Here is a 19,754-nt window from a genome sequence, read left to right on the forward strand (position 1 = left end):
TTGTGGGGCCGGATGGTTCAGACGCCGAGGCCGGGCCGGCTGCCGCCGGCCGCCACGGCCAGGTCGGCCGGGTCGATGCCGTGCGGCGCGTTGAGGACGCCGCCGAAGATCCGGTACTTCAGCGGCAGGGCGTCGAGCAGCCGGTACCGGGCGCGACGCAGCAGCACACCGGGGGTGCTGCCGGTGGCCAGCGCCTTCTCCTGGAGCCGCTGGAAGCTGGTGACGTGCGCCTTGTGGCGACGCCGCTCGGTGACGAACCCGGTGAACGCGGCGGCGGGGACCGGGCCGGCGGTGGACAACGCGTCGGCGATGACCGGCGCGATCACCACGGCGTCCTGGATGGCCAGGTTGACGCCCTGGCCGAGGATCGGGGTGCAGGTGTGCGAGGCGTCGCCGATCAGCACCAGCCCGTCGCGGGTCCACTCCGGCACCTCGGCTGTGAAGATCTCCAGGAACGACGTGTCGTCCCACGAGTTGAGGTGCTCGGCGACGACCGGGGCCAGCCGCGGGTCGAGCGCCATGATGCCGGCCTTGAACGGCTCGAAGCCCGCGGCGCGCAGCGCGCCGAGCCCCCGCTTGGGCAGGTTGTGGCCGACCCGGAGGAAGTCCGGGAAGGTGGGGAGCACCACCAGGTGCCGGTCGCGGTCGACGACCAGTTCCGCCTGGAGACCCCAGTCGGCCGGGCGCGGCAGCTTGAAGGAGAGGAAGTCGCGGGCCATGTGCTGCACGTCGGCGGTGATCCCGGCCGCGTGCCGCACCTTGGAGAACCGGCCGTCGGCGCCGACCACCAGCCGGGCGCGCACCTCGCTCGTCGAGCCGTCGCGGCGGCGCAGGCGGGCGCCGGTGACGGCGTCGCCGTCGCGCAGCAGCCCGGTGAACGAGGTGCCGAAGCGGTACTCGAACGTCGGGAACTCCGCCGCCGCGTCGCTGAACATCGCGATGAGGGCGGGCTGGGGGATGTCCACCGGAACCTCGCCGAGCGCGAACCGCCGGTAGTCGACGTGCATCACCCGGCGGCCCTCCATCCGCATGGTGACGCCCTCGGTCCGCAGGAAGCCGTGGGCGTCGAGCGCCGGGCCGAAGCCGAGCCGGCGCAGCGTCACCACCGACGGCGCGGCCACCGTCTCGCCCCGGAAGTCGCGCTCCAGGGAGGTCTGCTTCTCGACCACGATCACGCCGATGCCCCGGCGGGCCAGTAGGAAGCCGAGCAGTGCTCCCGCCGGGCCGCCACCGACGATCAGCACGTCGGTCTCCTCCACGGCGCTCACCGTCGGCTCCCCGCGTCCGCGCCGACGAGCTCCGCGAGTTCGCCGACGGTGGCGACCGCGGCGAACCGCTCGTAGTCGAGGGGACGACCCACCTCGCGCTCCAGGTACACCAGCACCCGTAGCGCGTTGACCGAGTCCCAGCCGTCCACCGCGGTCAGCGGGGTGTCCGCCGCGATGGTCTCGCCGGGCAGGTCGAGCAGGTCGGTGATGACCTCGACCACCAGATCCTCAGCCAACACGGAACACCTCCGGTTCATGCGTGATCTCGATGAAGGGACTCAGGTCGGGCAGCCGCGCCAGGTCGTGCCGGAACTCGCCGGTGTCGCCGGTGGGGTGGAACCCGAGCGAGGGGTAGAGCTCGGCGAACCGGCCGTTACGGTCGGTCGGCCGGAACGTGCCGGTGACGCCGGGTGCGCCGGCCGCGGCGGCCGCCCGCAGCACCAGCCCGAGCAGGGTGTTCTCCACGCCGCGGCTGAACACCCGGCAGCTGAGCACGAAGTTGCCGATGGTCCAGGTGCCGTCCGCGGCCCGGTCCAGCGCGATCGCGGCGATCAGCCCGTGGTCGCCGAACGTGTCGCCGAGGCGGGCGGTGAAGAAGGTGGGGGCGCCGTCCGTGCCGGACCGGTCCACCTCGTCCGCGCCGTACCGCACGCCGGTGAGGTTGCACTGGTTGGTCTTGGCGAACAGCTGGGTGATCCGCCCGGCGTTGACCGGTGTGCACGGCTCGACGGTGAGCCGCGTGCCGAGCCGCGCCAGGTGGTCGGCCAGGCTGGTCGCCTGCTGCTCGACCTCCCGCCGCCGGGCCTGCCGGCGGTACAGGGTGGTGCGGTCGCGGTCCTCGTCGGTGACCGACAGCACCAGGAAGTCGCCCCGGGCGGCGAGCGTCGCGGCGTACCGCGCCGGGTCGTCGGGCAGTTCGACGGTGGTCACCTCCGGTGCCATCCGGCGCATCAGTTCCCGCTCGACCGGGTTGTCGTCGACGAAGACGAACGCGTCGCTGCCGAGGTTCAGCTCGGCGGCCATCGCCCGGACGTTGCCGGCCTTGGGTTCCCAGTCGATCCGCCGGGCCACCAGGTGCGCGCTGCGCAGCAGCATCTCGGGGTGGTTGTCGAGCGCCGCCAGGGCGACCGGCTCGTCGTTCTTGGAGCTGACCGCGAGCAGGACGCCCTGGGCGCAGAGGTCGAGGGCCAGCCGCTGGAGTTCGGTGTGCGCGGTTCCCGGATAGCTGCCACCGATCCGCAGTCCGGCGGTGCCGACGTCGCCGACCACGCCGTCCCATAGCGTGTTGTCCAGGTCGAGGACCAGGCACTTCGCGGTACGGCCCAGGTCGGCGGCGGCGACCCGGGACAGCTCCTCGGCGTACGCGAGCAGGTAGCCCGGCGCGTAGGCGTGCCCGGCCACCTGGCGCATCCGGTGGTCGGCGAAGATGCCGCCGGCCGCCTCGGCCAGGTCGCCGTGGTCGAGCACCACTGTCGACGGCAGCTCGGCGGCCAGCGCGGCCAGCCCGGCGTTCATCTTCGACCAGGCGGCGGCGAGCCGGGCGCGGGCGGCGTAGCTCACCAGCCGGCGCGACCGCAGCGGACCCAGCGGGATGGTGGTGAGCACGGTGAGCCCGCCGAGCGTGTCGCGGGCGGCGGTGGCCCAGCCGGCCAGCTCCGCCGGGAAGGCCGCGCAGCGGGCCTCCACCTCGTCGAGGTCGACCGGGTCGGCCACCCGGTCGAAGACCGCCGCGTCGTCGAGGAGGCAGCCGACCAGCCGGGGCCGCAGCGTGGACAGCTCGGGCGCTCCGGCGGCGATCTCCAGCTGCCACTGGTTGAAGCCGGCCATCCGGATCTCGGGAAGGATCCCCCGGCGGAACGCCGCCGCCGTGATCATCGGCGGCAGGGCGTCCATCGTGGAGCTGCCCAGCAGGGCCAGGCGCGTCCTCGGCAGGTCGGCGTCGGCCAGCGCCGCCCGGCCCCGGGCGCCGCGCAGCAGCCGGCCGGCCGCCTCCAGATCGAGTGGATCGGGTACCCGGTCGAGCAGCTCGCGGACCGCCGCCAGGTCCGGCGGGGTGCCGCCGAGGCTGGCCCGCAGCCCGGCCAGCGCGACCCGGCCGGTCGCCGGCGCGGACCCGGTGCCCTGGTCAACCGACATCGGGGCCGCCCTCCGGCCGGTGCCGCAGCGCCATCCCGGCCAGCACCCACTTCGACGACTCGACGGTCGCCACCAGCATCCGGCCACCCTCGCCGACCCCGCCGCGGATCCGCCGCAGCGCCCGGTTGAGCTGGATGAACGGCAACGCGTTGCCGTTGTTGCCGGTGTCCGCCACGCAGGACACCGCCTGCTGCTCGCCGACCCCGAGATAGTCCCGGATCCGTTCGGTCATCACGCCGTTGAGCTGCGGGGTGAGGACGTGCTCGACGTCCGGCAGCCGCCACCCGGTGACCGCCACCAGCTCGTCGAGGATGGCGCGGGCGGCCTCCGGCACGTGCCGTTCGATCGCCTTGTAGTCCTCCTCGCCCATCGCCTCGCGTACCGTCCGGCCGTGCGCGTCGGGCACCTGCGGGGCACCGGCGACGCCGTACCAGCGGACGATCTGGGCGGGCGCCCGGCCCTTGCCGACGGTACGCAGGAACAGGTGCTCCACGAGCAGCCCCGGCCCCTGGGTGCCGGCCTCCACCACGGCCGCCCCGCCGCCGTCGCCGAACATCGCGAAGTTCACCATCTCGGCCGGTCGCAGCTGGGCCACCGCGTCGCCGGGCGGCAGCATGTTGCGGCAGGTGTCGGCGCCGATGACCAGGCCGCGGCGCAGACCGGAGGCGAGCAGCGCACGGGCGGTGTAGAGGCCCTGCAACGCGCCCGCGCAGCCGGAGGTCAGCTGGAACGTGGGCAGGTCGTTGAGGCCGAGCCGGTCGGCGACCAGGTTGACGGTCGCCGGCATCAGGTGGTCCGGCGAGGCCGTGGAGAGGACGAGGAAGTCGATGGCCGCCGGGTCCACCCCAGCGCGGACCAGGGCCTGCTCCCCCGCCTCGGTGGCCAGGTCGCCGGTGGTCTTCGGCACACCCGTCGGGCTGTCCGGCCGGCAGAAGTAGCGGGTGCGGTTGCCCGTCACGGAGTCCAGCCACCGCTCGTGCAGGCCGAAACGCTCGGCCATGTCACGGTTGGTGACGGGCTCACCGGGCAGCACCTCGCTCAGTGCGATCAGTCTCATGGTCGTCTCGCCTTCGGGTTCGGGCGGTCGTGATCGGGCGCTCAGCCGTACCGCTGGACGTCGTGGAAGAAGTCCGGGACGCAGACCAGCGCGTCGTCCGCGCCCACCTGGTCGTAGACGTGCTTGGCCAGCACCAGGTCGAGCACGCCGAGCCCGAACGGGGAGAACACCACCGGCCGGTCCGCGGGCGGGACGATGCCGCCGGTCAGCACGTCGCACAGCGTGCCGGCCACGAAGTCCCGGTGGCCGACCCGCTGCTCGGTGAGGTGGACCGAGGTGCCGGCCTTCATCACGTGTTCGACGTCGTCGACCACGTTCCAGGCGTCGAGGATGACATCCGGGTCGAGGTCCCGCAGGGACAGGTGCAGCACCAGCGGCGCGTGGCCGAACAGCGCCGGGTCGCTCACGTGCGGCTCGCCGGCGACGGTGGTGAACAGCACCAGGTCGCTCTCGGCCAGCAGCCCGTCGAGACGGTCGTGGGTGACCACCTGCTCGTCGCAGCGGCGTAGGTGGTCGCCGAATCCGGCGGCGTGCTCCGCCGACAGGTCGTGCACGCCGACCGACTCGAACCGCAGGCCGTTGGCGCGCAGGTAGCGGTGGGTGTAGCGGGCGATGACCCCGGCGCCGACCACGCCGAGGCGGCGGGGGGTGACCCCGCGCGCCGCGGAGAGCCGGACCGCCGCCGACGCCGCCGACGCGGCCGTCCGGGCCGCGCTGATGATCGACGCTTCCAGACAGGCGATCGGGTAGCCGGTCTCGAAGTCGTTGAGGACCAGCACCGCCGAGGCGCGCGGGATGCCGGCCGCCACGTTCTCCGGGAAGCTGGAGATCCATTTGAGGCCGTGCACGCCGACCTTGCCCCGGACCGACGCGGGCAGCGCGATGATCCGGTCCCGCGGCCGGTCCGGGAAACGCAGGAAGTAGGAGTCCGGGTTGGTCGTCTCGCCCTCGCCGTGCAGCCGGTACGCGCTTTCGATCAGCTCGGTGACCTCGCGCTCCCGCCCGTGCAGGACGTCGTGCACCTGCCGGCCGGAGATGATCGCGAACGGTGGTACCTGGGACATGGTGCTCATCAGCTCCTGAGTCGTCGTACGGCGGGGTGGTCCGCTGCCGTGGGGGTTCGGCCGACCGACCGGTCCTAGCTGGCGGCCCGCCCGGCGGTGGCGCGGCGCAGGGACGCCGGCCGCAGGTCGGTCCAGACCCGGTCGACGTGGCTGACGCACTCCTCCTCGGTGCCCTCGAAGCCGACCGGACGCCAGCCGCCGGGGTCGGGGTGACCGGCCGGCCACAGCCCGTACTGCTCCTCGTGGTTGACCAGCACCCGCCACCGGCTCATGCCGACACCGCCGCGGTGTTCACCCGCTCGTTGACGGCGTCGGTGAAGGCGCGGAAGGTGCGGTGCTCGAAGAGCATCCGGGTGGGCACCTTGACCCCGCCCAGGCTGGTCCGCAGCCGGGTGGCGACCTGCATGGCGTTGAGCGAGTGGCCGCCGATGAGGAAGAAGTCGTCGTCCTCGTCGACCTTCTCCAGTTCGAGGACGGTGCACCACACCTCGCGGACGGTGTCCGTGGCGTCGACCTTCATCTGTGTCTCCTCGGGAGTGTCGGATCCGTCGGCGGCGTCCCCGGTGGACGTGAGCCGGCGGATGAGGGCACCGCGGTCGGCCTTGCCGCCGACGGTCAGGGGGATGGTGTCGACGACCGCCCAGTCAGCGGGCTGCATCCAGCTCGGCAACTGGCCCGCCGCGTACGCCCGGACGGCCGCCAGGTCGCCGCCGGGACGCAGGTGGAGCACGGCGGAGAGCCGCCCGCCGTCCTCCCCGCCGTGGTAGAGCATCACCGCGCGGCTGACGTCCGGGTGGTCGGCGAGCACCGACTCGATCTCGCCGAGTTCGACCCGGTGCCCACGGATCTTGATCTGGTCGTCGGTGCGGCCGATGTACTCGATGACCCCGTCGGCCCGCCGGACCACCCGGTCCCCGGTGCGGTACATCCGGGCGCCGTCGGTCGACAGCGGATCGGGCACGAACCGCGCGGCGGTCAGGCCGGGCCGGCCCGAGTAGCCCCGGGCCAGGTAGGGGCCGGCCACGCACAGCTCGCCGGGGGTGCCGTCGGGTACCGGCACCAGGTCGGCGTCCACCACGCGGGCCTGCACCCCGGCCAGCGGCCGGCCGATGGTCGGGCTCTCGCCGGGCCGGATGAACGTGCCGGCCACGTTGACCGCGGCCTCGGTCGGCCCGTACAGGTTCATGGCGGTGACCGAGCCGTCGCCGACCAGCGTCTGCAACCGCGCCCACAGGGCGGGGGGCACCGCCTCGCCGGCGACGAAGAGCCGCAGGTGCCGCTCCGGGCCGGCGACGGCGGCCAGGTCCTCGATGAGCATCTGCGCGTGCGACGGGGTCATGTCCGCCTCGGTGAGCCCGCGCTCGACGATGAACTCGGCGAACTCCTCGGCGTCGCGGCGCATGTCGTCGGTGAGCACGCCGACCGTGTCGCCCCGGAACACCCGCACCCACTCCTGCACCGACGCGTCGAACGCGATGGAGGCGTTCCAGGCCAGCCGGGCGCCGGGCGGCCCGAAGAAGCCGCCCTGCTCCATGCCGTTGAGGAAGCTGACCAGCGCCCGGTGGGACACCTCGACGCCCTTCGGCCGCCCGGTCGAGCCGGAGGTGAAGATGACGTACGCCAGGTTGTCCGGGTGCAGGGCTACCGGCTCCGACCGCGGCACCGCCGACCAGTCGGTGCGGTCGAGCAGCACCGGATCGGGTCCGGACCCCTCGGGCAGCGAGCCGACCAGGCCGGCGTGGGTGATCGTGGTGACCGGTGCGGCGTCCCGGACGATCCGGCCGAGGCGCTGGGCCGGCTGCTCCGGGTCGAACGGCACGTAGACCGCGCCGGCCTTGAGGATGCCGAGGATCGCGACGATCAGGTCGGCGGTCCGGGGCAGCAGCACGCCCACGGCGCACTCCGGTCCGGCGCCACGGGCGGTCAGCAGGGTGGCCAGCCGGTCGCTGCGGTCGTCCAGCTCGGCGTAGCTGAGGGTGGCGTCCACGCCGACGACCGCGGCCCGGTCGGGGTGGGCCGCGACCGCCTCCCGGAACGCCGCCACCGCCGAACCGTGGAACTCGGGACGGCCGCGGCGGTCCGGCGCCGGCCCGGCCTCGACCGGGGCGGGGAGGATCTGCGTCATGACCCGACCGCCTCGGCCCGCTGCTCGGCCACCCGGTCCAGCAGCGCCTGGGTGTCCTGCAACGGCCCGGCCTCGGTCTGCAGCACCACCTTCCACGTGCCGTGGTCACGCAGCCAGCAGGTGGCGTGCACGAAGGTGATGGTCATCTCCGCCGAGTCGAAGCGGACCACTTCCAGGATCTGGCCGCTGACGCACTGCTGGACCACGGTCTTGATCGGCGTGACCGTCAGCGTCCAGGTCGGCTCCTCGAAGTACTCCCGCAGGATCCGGCCCCAGGCGTCGCGGTTCATACCGACGGTCCCGTCGGCGCCCAGGCCGGTGGCGTTGGGGCCGATGAAGTGACCGATGAACCGCTCGTAGTCACGCTTGGCGAACGCCCCGACGAAATCGTCGCCGGCCTCGGTCAGCTCGGCCACGCACCGCTCGCATCCGGCGTCGCCCGCGTGACCGGCGGTGAACGCCGCTCCGGTCACGTCCGGGTCGACGAGCGCCAGCTTCTCCCTCATCCTCAGTCCTCACTCTCGGTTGCGGCGGCGCGGTCGTCGCGCGCCAGTGTCATCAGCAGCAGCACCCCGTCCGGGTGCTGCGGATCCGGGATCGTGCCGTCCGGGCGGAACCCCTCGGAGGTGTAGAGCGCCTGGGCCCGGTGGTTGTACGGCTTGACGTCCAGCCAGACGGACCGGGCGTCGTGCCGCTCGAAGGCGTGGGCCACCGCGGCCCGGAACATCGCCCGGCCGTGGCCCCGGCCCCGGATCCCGTGGTCCAGCACGACCCGGCGCAGCTCCACCCGGCCGCCGCCGTCGCGCAGCCCGGCCAGCAGGACGAACCCACCGAGGGTCGCCCCGACCACGGCGACCAGGTGTTCCTGGTCGGCGTCCGCGAACGCCGCCAGGTGGTAGTCCCGGCCGGTGACGCCGAGGTACGACGTGGTGTCCGGCCCGACCTCCATCCGGGTGATCCCGTCCAGGTCGTCCGGGACCGCCGGACGCACCACGAGCGTCGGGCCGACCGAGGTGGTCACGGCGTCCCGACCGCCGCGTCCGACGCCTCGGCCATGGCGATGGCGATCTTCCGTGCCCCGGTGTACGGCTCCCGACCGTGCGCGGTCAGCATGTTGTCGATGACGACCAGGTCGTCGCGCTGCCAGTCGAAGCGGGTGCTGGCGGCCCGGTACGCCTCCTGGAGGTGCTTGGTCACCTCGGCCGGGATCTCCCCGCCGTCGCCGTAGTAGCTGTTCGTCGGCAGGTTCTCCGACCCGAACATGTCCAGCATCTCCTCGCGGTATACGGCCGGCAGCGTGTCCACGTGGAAGAAGGTGGCGTGGTTGAACCACACGTCGGCCCCGGTGACCGGGTGCCGGCGCACGGCGTCGCGCACCGCCCGGGTACGCAGCCCGTCCGCGCCGATCCACTCGACCTGGATGTTCTGCGCCGCGCAGTACCGCTCTACCTCGGCCCGGTCGTCGGTGTCGTAGAAGTACTGCCAGGTGCCGCCCATCGCGCCGAAGTTGCGCACGTACGACCACTTACGGCGGGTGAACTCCTCGACCACCGCCGGGTCGATGTGGTCGAGGACCCGGCGGACGTCGGCGAACGGGGTGGCACCCTGCGTCGCGGCCGGGGTGAGGCAGTAGAAGTAGACCTTCATCGGCCAGTTCTGCTGGTACGAGCACTCGTTGTGCAGGAAGATCTCCTCGTTCTCCGGGTAGTCCGTCGAGGTGAAGACGTTCCCGGAGAGGCTGCTGCGCGGCGAGGACCGCTCGGTGTAGTCCAGTGGCTCGCCGGACAGCGCCCGCACCACGCGGTGCAGCCCCTCGACACCGCCGACGTCGAAGCCGCGGAACAGCACCGCGCCCTGCTCGGTGATGAGCGACCGGATGGCGGCACGGTTGTCGCGTACCGTGTCGAGGATCGCGCCGTTGCCGTCGTACTCGATGACGGTCGGAAGACCGTCGGGAAGCGCGGAGATCCGCATCATCGTCCCTCTCGTCGAATGCCTGCCGGTCGTCACAGCCGCCCGGCGGCTGCGATCCCGGATTCCTTCCACAGGTGCGACACCTCACCGAAGTTCTGCCGGACCCAGGTGTCGGAATAGATCGTGTTGAGGTAGCGCTCCCCGCGGTCGGGGAAGATGAGCACGCAGGTGGCCCCGGCCGGGATCTGGTCGCGGTAGCGCTCCAGCGCCGACACCACCGCGCCGGAGGACCCGCCGGCCAGGATCGCCTCCCGCGCCATCAACCGGCGGCAGCCGACCACGGCGTCCAGATCGGACACGTGCACGACCGGCCAGGTGCTGGCCGGGTCGAGCAGCGGCGGCGGGGCCGAGGCCCCGTGGCCCGGGATCAACCGGCGGCGGCTCTCGTCACCGAAGATGGCGCTGCCCACCGCGTCCACCGCGACGACGGTGGTGCCCATCCGGTGCTCCCGGACGTACTCGGTGACCCCGGTCAACGTGCCGCAGGTGCTGGTGGCACAGAAGATGAAGTCCGGGTCACCGGGCAGCGCGTCGACGATCTCCCGCATGGTGCGGTGGTGCGCCTGCGGGTTGCGCGGGTTGGCGTACTGGTTCGGCCAGAAGCTGTGCGGCTCGCGCGCCACCAGCTCGCGGACCCGTTGCAGGCGGATCGGCAGGAACTCCCCGGTGACCGGGTCGGGCTCCTCGATCAGCTCGATCTCCGCCTGGAAGGCGCGCAGGATCGCGAGGTTCTGCGGGGTGGTCTTGGCGTCCACCACGCAGATGAACCGCAACCCGAAGTAGCGGCAGATCTGCGCGATACCGACCGCCAGGTTGCCCGAACTGGACTCGATCACCACGGACCGGTGCGGGACCAGTTCGCCGCTGCGGATGCCGTGCAGCAGCATGTTCAGCGCCGTGCGGTCCTTGATGCTGCCGCCCGGATTGGCCAGTTCGAGCTTGCCGAACACCCGGGCCGGCCGGTCACGCAGCAGGCCGTCGAGTTCGACCAACGGGGTGCCACCGATGCACCCGAGGATGCCCTGCACCGTGTTGCGGGTCATGACTGCGCCTCCTGCCGTCGATGGGGCCGAGTCTGTCCGGGCCCCCTTGAGCGGCTCTTGACGCTCCGCGGCCGGCACGGACCTCAGGGGGTCTCAAGAACACGTCGGTACGGTCCGCCGTAGTCGTGCACCGGCGCCGCGAGGCCGTCAGCGAAAAGCGAGGAGCGACGTGGATTCCACACAGTTGCGCGCCCTGGTCGAGGAACAGTTACGGCAGTCCCGTGCCCTGCGGGCCCGCATCCGCGAGTTGGAGCAGGAGCGGCACACCCCCCTGGCGGTGGTCGGCATGGCGCTGCGGTTCCCGGGCGGGATCAGCACCCCCGAGGCGTACTGGGACCTGCTCGACGGCACCGGGGAGGTGGCGTGCGAGATCCCGGCCGACCGGCCGGGGCTGCGTGCCGCGTACCACCCGGAGGTCGGCCGGGTCGGGCGGTCGTACGTCCGACGGGCCGGCTTCCTGCGGGACGTGGCCGGTTTCGACGCCGACTTCTTCGGCATCTCCAACCGGGAGGCCGAGTCACTGGACCCGCAGCAGCGGCTGCTGCTGGAGACCTCCTGGGAGGCGTTGGAGCGGGCCGGCATCGCGGTCCGCCGTGGCGGCCGGCTGGACGCGGGCGTCTACGTCGGCATCATGGCCTCCGAGTACGGCCAGCGGTTCACCGACGGTGACCCGGAGCGACTCGATCCGTACTACGGCACCGGCGGCGGGCACTGCTTCGCGGCCGGGCGGATCAGCTACGCGCTCGGGTTGCGCGGTCCGGCCGTCAGCATCGACACCGCCTGCTCGTCGTCGCTGGTGGCGCTGCACTCGGCGGCCCGTGCCCTGCGCGGCCGGGAGTGCCGGTACGCCCTGGTCGGTGGCGCGAACCTGCTGTTCTCACCGCAGCTGATGGTGTCGCTGTGCCAGAGCCGCGCGGTCGCTCCGGACGGCCGGTCCAAGCCGTTCCTGGACGGTGCCGACGGCTACGGCCGGGGCGAGGGCGTCGCCACCGTGGTCGTGATGCGCCTCGACGACGCCCTCGCCGAGGACCGCCCGGTGCTGGCGGTGCTGCGCGGCACGGCGGTCAACCACGACGGCGCCTCGTCCGGGCTCACCGTGCCCAACGGCCCCGCCCAGCAGGAGGTGATCCTGGCCGCGCTCCGGGACGCCGACGTCGCGCCGGCGCAGGTCTCCTACCTGGAGGCGCACGGGACCGGCACCTCGCTCGGCGACCCCATCGAGGCGGCGGCGCTGCACGGCGTGTTCGGACGCGACCGGGCGACCGGTGACCCGCTGCGGGTGGGCAGCGTCAAGGCCCGGCTGGGCCACCTGGAGGCGGCGGCCGGGATGGCCGCGCTGATCAAGGTGGTGCTCATGCTCCGGCACGGTCGGCTGGTCGCCGACGTGCCGCCGGGCGAGGGTCCACTCAACCCGCTCATCCCCTGGTCGCGGCAGTGCCTGGAGGTGGTCCGCGAACCGCGTGACTGGACCGGCGAACGGTTCGCCGGGGTCAGCGCGTTCGGGCTCAGCGGCACGAACGCGCACGTCGTGCTCCAGTCCGCACCGGCTCCGGCCGAGCACGACGAGCCGGCCGGGCCTGACGGGCCGGGCGGGCGGGCCGAGCTGCTGGTGCTCTCCGCCCGGACCGAACCGGCGCTGCGCACGCTGGCCGCCACGGTCAGCACCCGGCTCTACCGGGCGGACGACCGGACGGCCGGATCGATCTGCCACACCCTGCGGTCCGGGCGCACCCCGATGGCGTACCGGATCGCGGTGACCGGCGGCACCGCGCGGGAGCTGGCCCGCGCGCTGAGCAACGCCGTCGACCTGCCGGCCACCGCCGTCACCGAGGTGCCCCGCGAGGTGCTGCTGCACCACGGTGACCCGGCCGCGCTGGCCGCCGCCGTACGGCCGCTGGCGGACCGCTTCCCCGGCCTCGGCGAACCCGGCGGCGACCCGGCCGCCTGGCTGACGGCCGCGCTGGCCGCGCTGGGCGTACCGGTGCGGTCCGCTGCCGGGCCGACCGGCGCGGACGCCGCGGTGGTGAGCATCGGAACCCGCCGCGTGGTGCTCGTCCCGGCCGACCCGCTCCGGGCGGAGCAGGTGTTCCTGGACGCGCTGGCCCAGCTGTTCCGCGCCGGTGTCGACCTGCACGGGGATCCGCTGCGGACGCCGGGCGTCCGGTACCTCGCGGACCTGCCGACCTATCCGTTCCAGCGTCGCCGGCACTGGGTCGACGAGCCCCGGACCGGCAGGTTCGAGGCGACCGCCCCGGTGGTGCCGCCCCTGTCGGCGGCCGTGTCCCCGGCGGTTGTGTCCCCGGCGGTTGTGTCCCCACCGACGGTCTCCCCGGCGGCCGGCACCGACGCGATCGTCGCCTTCCTCCGCGACGAGCTGGCCGCCGCCCTCAAGGCCGACGAGCTGGACCTCGCGGCCACCTTCGCCGACCTGGGCGGGGACTCGTTCACCGCGATGCTCTTCGTACGTAGCGTGGAGGACCGCTTCGCGACGCCGGACATGCAGGCGGAGTTCGCCGTCGACCGCCCGCTGACCGAGCTGCTCGGCGAGCTGGCGGCGGCGATCGCGGCCCGGTCCGCGGCGGATCCGGTCAGCGCCGCAGCGGGGGTGGCCGGCGTCCGGATGGCACCGGTCGGTGCCGGGGCGGGGGCGGACCGGTGAGGCCGTTCATCCGCCCGCGCCCGGTCGAGAACCCCGCCCTGCGGCTCGTCCTGCTGCACCACGCCGGCAGTTCCGCGATGGTCTACTACCCGCTGGTCCGACTGTTGCCGGCCGACTGGGACGTGCTGCTGCTCGACCTGCCGGGCCGGGGCTCCCGGCACGGCGAGCAGCCGGACAGGGAGATGACCCGGGTCGTCGACCGGGTGCTGGCCGACGTCACGCCGCAGGCGGACGGCCGTTACGCGCTCTTCGGCCACAGCATGGGCGCGATCGTGGCCAGCGAGGTGGCCCGCCGGCTGGCCGGGCAGGGTCGACCGCCGGTGTGGGTGGGCGTCTCGGGCCGGTGTGCGCCGGCCAGCCCGGTCGACCACCCCGCCCGGCTGGTGACGCTGGACGACGAGAGCCTGCTCACCACGCTGGTCGGGCTGGGCGGCCTGCCGGCCCTGATCGGTGAGGTCCCGGAGCTCCGCGAGCAGTTCCTGCGGATCGTCCGGCCCGACCTGGAGGCGGTGGCGTCCTACCGGCCCCGGGTCGACCGGTCGCCGCTGCCCTGCCCGATCACCGTCTTCGGCGGTATCGACGATCCGTTCGCGCCGCTGGGCAGCCTGCCGGCCTGGCAGGAGGAGACCGTCGCACCGCTGCGGCAATGCCTGTTCCCGGGCGGGCACTTCTACTTCGCCGACGACGCGCTGCCCGAGTTCGCCCGGCAGCTGCGTGCCGAGTTGCACGCCGAGCTCGGCACGCAGGCCGCCCGAGCAGCAGGTTGATCGACCGGAGGAAGCGCTCACGTGAGATTTTCACGTGAGTCGGTGATTCCGTCACTGGCCCGGGACTCCCGCCCTGGGCAGGCTCTTGCTCGACCGAAGGTGCGTTTGCGCAGATCGGGGGAGCCATGCGAATCGATTTGTTGGGTCCGTTGTCCGCATCTCATAACGGGCGGTCGATCATGCCGACCGCCGCCAAACCATGCCAGATACTCACATTGCTGGCACTCAACCCGAACCGGTTGATGACGAAGGCGGACCTATTCGAAGAACTGTGGGAGAACAGCCCTCCACAGAGCGCGACGACGACTATTCACACGTACATTCATCAGCTCCGTCGACTCATCGACAGGGCGGTCGGCGACCAGTCGACGGGCTCCCGGGACATCCTGGTGACCCACCGCAGCGGCTACTCGCTGAGCCACGCGGTCACCGACGCCCAGGAGTTCCGCCGCCTCTGTGCCGCGGGCACCCGGGCGTCCGAGGCGGGCGACCACCGGTTGACCAGCCAACTGCTGGGCTCGGCCCTGGGCCTGTGGCGCGGGCCGATGCTGCCGGACATCCCCCTCGGTCCGCTGCTCGGCCTGGAGGTGATGGCGCTCCAGGACGCCCGGGAGGCGGCGCTCAGCCGGCGGATCGCCGCCGACCTGCGCCTGGGGCGGCATCACGAGATCATCGGTGAGCTGCGTACGCTCTCCAACCGCCACCCGATCAACGAGCAGTTCGCCGCGCACTACATGGTCTCGCTGTACGAGTCCGGCCGGATCACCGGGGCGCTGCAGGAGTTCCAGCGCATCCGCAGGCTGCTCATCGACGAGCTGGGCGTCGAGCCGGCCCCCCGGCTGCGCCGCCTCCAGGAGGTCATGCTCAGCGGTGGCCAGCCGCTGCGCGACCCGGTCCTGACGGCCATGGCCTGACCCTTCGGTCGATCTTCTGTCATCTGATCGACCCGCCAGGGCCACCGACGGGCGATCCGGGCGTAGTGTACTGACACCAATAGATATCAGAACGTGTGCGAGCGGGCCGGGCCGGGTGCCAGGCCCGTCTTCGCATCGCCTTCGTTCCGCTCATCGACGAGGCTGTTCGGTCCCGCCAGGGTCGATGACAGAAAGGGTGCGATGTTGTCATCGTCGCGGTTGAAGATATTGCTGGCCGAGGACGTCCACATGATTCGGGGCGCGCTCGTCGCCCTCCTGGAGTTGCAGCCGGATTTCCAGGTCGTCGTCGAATTGTCGCGGGGCGACAAGATCCTGTCGGCGGCGCTCACCCACCTTCCCCAGGTGGCCATCATCGACGTGAATCTGCCCGGCCTCGACGGGCTGAGCGCGGCCCGCCAGTTGCACCACCGGGTGCCGACCTGTCGCACCCTCATCCTGACCGGCATCGGGCGGCCCGGCATGCTGGAGCGCAGCATCGAGGCCGGGGTGACCGGCTTCATCCTCAAGGGATCACCGCCGACCAGCCTGGCGGCGGCCGTCCGCGAGGTGGCGGCGGGACGCCGGGTGGTCGACTCGCAGATCGCCCTCGCGGCGCTGAACGAACGCGACTTCAGCCCGCTGTCACCCCGCGAGGCGGAGATCCTCACCCAGACCGCGCACGGCCACTCGGCCGGCGAGATCGCCTCGATGCTGCACCTGTCGATCGGCACTATCCGCAACAACCTCACGTCGATCACGTCGAAACTCAGCGCCCGCACCCGGGTCGACGCGGTACGCATCGCCCGCGACGCCGGCTGGATCTGAGCCGCGACGCGGTGGGCGACGAGCGGCGGCCCGACCATCGGCCGGGCGACCAGCGGCGGCCCGACCATCGGCCGGGCGACCAGCGGCGGCCCGACCATCGGCCGGGCGACCAGCGGCGGCCCGACCATTGGCCGGGCCGCCGTCCGTCGCCTGCCGTCGGTCAGCTGGCGACCTTGACCGAACGGCTACCGGTGTCCGCGCCCGGCGCGGCGTCCGCCGTCGCCCGCGGCGGCAGCCCACGGAAGCCGATGATGCCGGTGAGCAGGCTCAGCCCGACCCAGACGAAGAGGGTCGCGATGCCCGCCTGGAGCGCGTCGTTGAGCGCCTCCGGACCGACCCGGCCGTCCGCGGCGTACTCGGTGATGCGGTTCTGGAGCACGGTGGCCGCGACCGCCAGGCCGAGCGCGCCGCCGACCTGGGTGGAGACGTTGAGCACGGCCGAGGTGGTGCCGGCGTCCTCCTCGGTCGCCTCGGAGGTGCCGACCGTCGGGGTCGGGATGAGGCAGAGCACCAGGCCGACCCCGAGCAGCGTGGTGATCGGGAACAGCACCGACCAGTACGACCCGTCGACCGGCGTCCGCAGCAGCAGGACCAGCATGCCGGCCAGCAGGACGGCGCCGATGACGTACGGCACCCGGGCACCGATCTTCGGGATCGCCTTGGACAGCGGACCCGCGACGATCATCATGGCGAGCGTGGTCGGCAGGTAGGCCAGCCCGGTCTCCATCGGCGTGTAGCCCAGGACGCTCTGCATGTAGATCGGCAGCAGCATGAAGCACGGGATCATGATGCCGGCGGTGAACAGCTCGCCGAGGCTCCCGGCGACCACCCCGCGCAGGCGGAACAGCCGCAGCGGCAGCAGCGGCGCCTCCGCCCGCATCTCGATCATCACGAACGCCGGCAGCATCACTGCCGCGACCAGGAACGACACCACGGTGCGCGGGCCGGTCCACCCGTGGTCGTTGACGCTCACGATGGCGAAGACCAGCGCGCCGAGACCGAGCGTGCCGGTCAGGCCGCCGAGCACGTCGGCCTTGGGGCGCGGCCCGTTCGGCGCACCACCGGGGATGAGGGCGAACGCGGCGAACAGCAGCACCACGGCGATCGGCAGGTTGATGTAGAACGCGAGCCGCCAGTTGACGTCGACGATGGCTCCGCCGAGCAGCGTGCCGAGGCCCGCGCCGACCCCGATGACCGCACCCCAGACACCGAACGCCTTGGTCCGCTCGGCGGGATCGCGGAAGGCGACGACCAGGATGGACAGGCAGGCCGGCGAGAGACCGGCCGCGGCGACGCCCTGGATCGCGCGGGCGGCCATGATCTGCGTGTCGGTGTTCGCCATCGCGGCCAGCAGCGAACCGGCCGCGAAGAGCACCAGCCCGCCGATGAACATCCGGCGGCGTCCGATGACGTCGTTGAGTCGGCCGCCGAGCAGCAACAGGCCGCCGAACAGCACGATGTAGTTGTTGAAGACCCATTGCAGGCCGGTGGCGGAGAGCCCGAGATCCTTCTGCAGTTGCGGGCCCATCACGCTGGCGACCGTGGTGTCGAGCGCGATCATCAGCTGACCGACCGACACCACGGACATGATCAGCCAGCGGCGGCGGTGCAACGCCGACTCCCGCCCGGCCGCGACCTGGACTTGCTCGCTCATGGCGCTTCCTTTCGCCCTGCCCAGACGGATATGTCATGCGGCGGTATCGGAACTGATCATTCAGTGAGCACTGCTCTTTGTCAAGAGCATTGATTTTTTCCCGTGCCACTGATCTAATTCAGACACCCTGATCTTGCCGGGCACACGGAGGACGCCCGGCACAGCGGGTTGACAGATGTCGATCAGAGCCGTGGACGGCCGACCGACCCGACAGCCGCCTAGGAGACCACGTTGCGGATCATCGCCGCTGTCTGTTCCGCCATCCTCGTCATGGAGTTCGTCCTGCACGGGCTGGCCATGTTCATCGGCATGGAGGCCGGCATCGACCCGCTGACCCGGCACTTCGGTTTCCGGCCGGAGCGCTGGCTGGTCCTGCTCATCGGGATGCTCGACGCCGCCGCGGCGGCGGCGCTCGTCGCCGGGTGGTGGCACCCGTGGGCCGCCGCGGCCGGTGCCGCGTACGCCCTGGCCTTCTTCGGCATGATGCTGGTCCTGCGCTTCCACCGGCACCTCGGCGGCATCCTGCCCCCGGACTTCCCCCTGTTCTTCACGCTGGCGGCGGTCGTGCTCGTGCTGAGCCTGCTGCGCTGACCCGCCCGCCCGGTCCGGACGGCCACTCCGGGCGGGTACGGCACGGACCCCACCGTGCCGTACCCGCCTGGAGTGTCGCTTGGGCGAAGCGCTCCAGCGCCGGTGCAGCGCGCTGGGGCAGCCTCACCGCATGGCACGGCTGTGGTCCACCCTGGGCAGCATGATCCGACGGTTCGTCGGCGGGATCGCCCGCGGACTGGTCAGCGTGGGCGAAGCGGCCTCCCCGGTACCCCTGACGGTGCGCGCGGTCCCCCGGGCACGGTCGGCCCGACCGCAGCCCTGCCTGCTCCGGTACGGCTCACTGGCGTCGCCTCCCCGCCGGGCGGCCCGCCGGCCGCCCGGCCGGGGCCGGATCCGCTGACCCGGCCCGCCCCGCCACACCGACCCGGCCCCCGTGCCCGCCGCCCCGGGCACACCCATCGCGACCACACCGGCCCCGCCGACAGGTGCGCCCCACCGCGACCACGGTCGGCGGCGGGCCGACGGCCGCCGCTCAAGGGCCGGTCGAGTCCGGACGGCCATGCTCGGAGCAAATGGTGCGACCACAAGGAGGCGCTGTGCGTTGGGACAACATCTACCTGGCCGGACTCGGGGTGCACCTGCCGGAGGACGTGTACACCGCCGAGCAGGCCGTCGCCGACGGCGTCTACGACGCGACCGCCGCGGTGACCAACGGCATCCGCGCTGTCCGGGTGGCCGGACCCGACGAGTCCGGTCCGGTGATGGCGGCCTCGGCCGGCCGGCAGGCCCTGGCACGGTCGGAGCACCGGCCCGAGGACGTCGACGCCGTGCTGCACGCCTACGTGGGGCACCAGGGCCGGGAGTTCTGGAGCCCGGCACACTACGTGCAGCAGGAGACCGTGGGCGCCAACGGCGCGTCGGTCACCATGGAGATCCGCCAGGGCAGCAACGGCCTCCTCGGCGGCATCGAACTCGCCGCCGCGCACCTGACCGCCCGCCCGTCGGCCACCGCCGCGTTGATCACCTCGGGTGACGCCTTCCACCTGCCGTTCATCGACCGGTGGACCAGCGACGACCAGACCGTCTTCGGCGACGGGGCCGCTGCCGCCGTGCTCTCCAAGCGCGGCGGGTTCGCCCGGGTGGTCAGCACGGTCAGCGCCACCGAGCCGAGCCTGGAGCCGCTCTACCGCGGTCCCGAGCCGTGGTCGCGGACGCCGTTCGACGACGGGAAGCCGGTCAACCTGACCGCCCGCAAGGACGACTGGCTGATGAAGAACGAGGACGCCTACGACGACGCCGTGGGGCTGGTCGGCCAGAAGGTCGCCGGGGTACTCGAACAGCTCCTCGACGAGGCCGGGATGACCCTCAAGGACGCGCAGTGGTTCGTCCACGCGACGCTCATCCGCCCGATCGCCGAGTGGAGCTTCTACAAGACGCTCGACCTCGATCCGGCCACCACCACGTACGAGTGGGGCCTGGACTACGCCCACATGGGAAACTGCGACCAGTTCGCCGGGATCAACCACCTCTACGAGACCGGTCGCCTGAAGTCCGGCGACCGGCTGGTCACCATCGGCGCGGGCATCGGCTTCATGTGGACCGCCGCGGTACTCGAGATCGTCTGAACCGGGGGCCGGACACCACGACAGCGGCACGGCGCAGACGCGCCGTGCCGCTGTCGTCGCTGGCGGGCCGCACCCGCCCCCGGCGGGCTAC

The 19,754-nt window shown here is 72.6% G+C and carries 19 protein-coding genes; 7 read left to right on the forward strand and 12 right to left on the reverse strand.

Annotated elements, in window-relative coordinates; genetic code table 11:
- Positions 1-17: 17 nt before the first annotated feature.
- The 11 genes from GA0070623_RS15240 to sbnA form a co-directional block, all read right to left on the reverse strand.
- Entirely contained in the window at positions 18-1,268 is a 1,251-nt protein-coding gene (locus GA0070623_RS15240) for an FAD-dependent monooxygenase (RefSeq protein ID WP_084261090.1), read from the reverse strand.
- Positions 1,265-1,504 carry an acyl carrier protein gene (locus tag GA0070623_RS15245; RefSeq protein WP_197699986.1) on the reverse strand — a complete coding sequence of 80 codons (240 nt, stop codon included), beginning with the start codon at positions 1,502-1,504 and terminating at the stop codon, positions 1,265-1,267. The genes GA0070623_RS15240 and GA0070623_RS15245 overlap by 4 nt, the downstream gene beginning before the upstream one ends.
- Entirely contained in the window at positions 1,497-3,404 is a 1,908-nt protein-coding gene (locus tag GA0070623_RS15250; protein WP_067303195.1) for an HAD-IIIC family phosphatase, read from the reverse strand. The genes GA0070623_RS15245 and GA0070623_RS15250 overlap by 8 nt, the downstream gene beginning before the upstream one ends.
- Entirely contained in the window at positions 3,394-4,461 is a 1,068-nt protein-coding gene (locus GA0070623_RS15255) for a 3-oxoacyl-ACP synthase III family protein (protein ID WP_067303198.1), read from the reverse strand. Before GA0070623_RS15255 ends, GA0070623_RS15250 begins: the two co-directional genes overlap by 11 nt.
- Positions 4,462-4,502: 41 nt before the next feature.
- A complete protein-coding gene (gene sbnB, locus GA0070623_RS15260) occupies positions 4,503-5,534 on the reverse strand; it encodes a 2,3-diaminopropionate biosynthesis protein SbnB (RefSeq protein WP_067303201.1) in 1,032 nt (343 codons plus the stop codon).
- 65 nt (positions 5,535-5,599) lie between these two features.
- On the reverse strand, positions 5,600-5,797 hold the full coding sequence (locus tag GA0070623_RS15265; protein ID WP_067303203.1) for an MbtH family protein: 198 nt from the start codon (positions 5,795-5,797) through the stop codon (positions 5,600-5,602).
- Entirely contained in the window at positions 5,794-7,650 is a 1,857-nt protein-coding gene (locus GA0070623_RS15270; RefSeq protein ID WP_067303206.1) for a non-ribosomal peptide synthetase, read from the reverse strand. Before GA0070623_RS15270 ends, GA0070623_RS15265 begins: the two co-directional genes overlap by 4 nt.
- Entirely contained in the window at positions 7,647-8,156 is a 510-nt protein-coding gene (locus GA0070623_RS15275) for a nuclear transport factor 2 family protein (RefSeq protein ID WP_067303208.1), read from the reverse strand. Before GA0070623_RS15275 ends, GA0070623_RS15270 begins: the two co-directional genes overlap by 4 nt.
- A gap of 2 nt (positions 8,157-8,158) precedes the next feature.
- Positions 8,159-8,671 (reverse strand): GNAT family N-acetyltransferase, encoded by a 513-nt coding sequence (locus GA0070623_RS30000; RefSeq protein WP_067303211.1) that lies wholly within the window; start codon positions 8,669-8,671, stop codon positions 8,159-8,161.
- The gene (locus GA0070623_RS15285) at positions 8,668-9,624 is read right to left on the reverse strand and encodes a TauD/TfdA family dioxygenase (protein WP_067303240.1); all 957 of its coding nucleotides are present in this window, start codon (positions 9,622-9,624) and stop codon (positions 8,668-8,670) included. The genes GA0070623_RS30000 and GA0070623_RS15285 overlap by 4 nt, the downstream gene beginning before the upstream one ends.
- Positions 9,625-9,656: 32 nt before the next feature.
- Positions 9,657-10,667 (reverse strand): 2,3-diaminopropionate biosynthesis protein SbnA, encoded by a 1,011-nt coding sequence (gene sbnA, locus GA0070623_RS15290; RefSeq protein WP_067303214.1) that lies wholly within the window; start codon positions 10,665-10,667, stop codon positions 9,657-9,659.
- 169 nt (positions 10,668-10,836) lie between these two features.
- On the opposite strand from sbnA, the gene GA0070623_RS15295 reads away from it, so the two are divergent.
- From GA0070623_RS15295 to GA0070623_RS15310, 4 genes are all read left to right on the forward strand, one after another.
- On the forward strand, positions 10,837-13,326 hold the full coding sequence (locus GA0070623_RS15295; protein ID WP_084261092.1) for a beta-ketoacyl synthase N-terminal-like domain-containing protein: 2,490 nt from the start codon (positions 10,837-10,839) through the stop codon (positions 13,324-13,326).
- The gene (locus GA0070623_RS15300; protein WP_067303217.1) at positions 13,323-14,093 is read left to right on the forward strand and encodes a thioesterase II family protein; all 771 of its coding nucleotides are present in this window, start codon (positions 13,323-13,325) and stop codon (positions 14,091-14,093) included. Before GA0070623_RS15295 ends, GA0070623_RS15300 begins: the two co-directional genes overlap by 4 nt.
- Positions 14,094-14,335: 242 nt before the next feature.
- Positions 14,336-15,007, forward strand: a complete 672-nt coding sequence (locus tag GA0070623_RS15305) for an AfsR/SARP family transcriptional regulator (RefSeq protein ID WP_231932371.1) — start codon at positions 14,336-14,338, stop codon at positions 15,005-15,007.
- A gap of 93 nt (positions 15,008-15,100) precedes the next feature.
- Positions 15,101-15,832, forward strand: a complete 732-nt coding sequence (locus GA0070623_RS15310) for a response regulator transcription factor (protein WP_231932372.1) — start codon at positions 15,101-15,103, stop codon at positions 15,830-15,832.
- A 160-nt stretch (positions 15,833-15,992) separates the two neighbouring features.
- On the opposite strand, the gene GA0070623_RS15315 is transcribed toward GA0070623_RS15310, so the two are convergent.
- Entirely contained in the window at positions 15,993-17,486 is a 1,494-nt protein-coding gene (locus GA0070623_RS15315) for an MFS transporter (protein WP_067314349.1), read from the reverse strand.
- Positions 17,487-17,717: 231 nt separating this feature from the next.
- On the opposite strand from GA0070623_RS15315, the gene GA0070623_RS15320 reads away from it, so the two are divergent.
- The 3 genes from GA0070623_RS15320 to GA0070623_RS15330 all read left to right on the forward strand — a co-directional run bounded on the left by GA0070623_RS15320 (position 17,718) and on the right by GA0070623_RS15330 (position 19,663).
- On the forward strand, positions 17,718-18,077 hold the full coding sequence (locus GA0070623_RS15320; protein WP_067314347.1) for a hypothetical protein: 360 nt from the start codon (positions 17,718-17,720) through the stop codon (positions 18,075-18,077).
- Between the two features lie 130 nt (positions 18,078-18,207).
- The gene (locus GA0070623_RS15325) at positions 18,208-18,438 is read left to right on the forward strand and encodes a hypothetical protein (protein ID WP_067314343.1); all 231 of its coding nucleotides are present in this window, start codon (positions 18,208-18,210) and stop codon (positions 18,436-18,438) included.
- A gap of 196 nt (positions 18,439-18,634) precedes the next feature.
- Entirely contained in the window at positions 18,635-19,663 is a 1,029-nt protein-coding gene (locus GA0070623_RS15330; RefSeq protein WP_067314341.1) for a ketoacyl-ACP synthase III family protein, read from the forward strand.
- Positions 19,664-19,754 lie beyond the last annotated feature (91 nt).

It is taken from the genome of Micromonospora rifamycinica (assembly GCF_900090265.1).
GTDB lineage: Bacteria > Actinomycetota > Actinomycetes > Mycobacteriales > Micromonosporaceae > Micromonospora > Micromonospora rifamycinica.

Coding starts and splice junctions, on each gene's coding strand:
- GA0070623_RS15325 (WP_067314343.1), top strand. CDS start 18,208: ATGGCACGGCTGTGGTCCACCCTGGGCAGCATGATCCGACGGTTCGTC.
- GA0070623_RS15270 (WP_067303206.1), bottom strand. CDS start 7,650: ATGACGCAGATCCTCCCCGCCCCGGTCGAGGCCGGGCCGGCGCCGGAC.
- GA0070623_RS15315 (WP_067314349.1), bottom strand. CDS start 17,486: ATGAGCGAGCAAGTCCAGGTCGCGGCCGGGCGGGAGTCGGCGTTGCAC.
- sbnB (WP_067303201.1), bottom strand. CDS start 5,534: ATGAGCACCATGTCCCAGGTACCACCGTTCGCGATCATCTCCGGCCGG.
- GA0070623_RS15250 (WP_067303195.1), bottom strand. CDS start 3,404: ATGTCGGTTGACCAGGGCACCGGGTCCGCGCCGGCGACCGGCCGGGTC.
- GA0070623_RS15285 (WP_067303240.1), bottom strand. CDS start 9,624: ATGCGGATCTCCGCGCTTCCCGACGGTCTTCCGACCGTCATCGAGTAC.
- GA0070623_RS15275 (WP_067303208.1), bottom strand. CDS start 8,156: ATGAGGGAGAAGCTGGCGCTCGTCGACCCGGACGTGACCGGAGCGGCG.
- sbnA (WP_067303214.1), bottom strand. CDS start 10,667: ATGACCCGCAACACGGTGCAGGGCATCCTCGGGTGCATCGGTGGCACC.
- GA0070623_RS15305 (WP_231932371.1), top strand. CDS start 14,336: ATGACGAAGGCGGACCTATTCGAAGAACTGTGGGAGAACAGCCCTCCA.
- GA0070623_RS15255 (WP_067303198.1), bottom strand. CDS start 4,461: ATGAGACTGATCGCACTGAGCGAGGTGCTGCCCGGTGAGCCCGTCACC.
- GA0070623_RS15265 (WP_067303203.1), bottom strand. CDS start 5,797: ATGAGCCGGTGGCGGGTGCTGGTCAACCACGAGGAGCAGTACGGGCTG.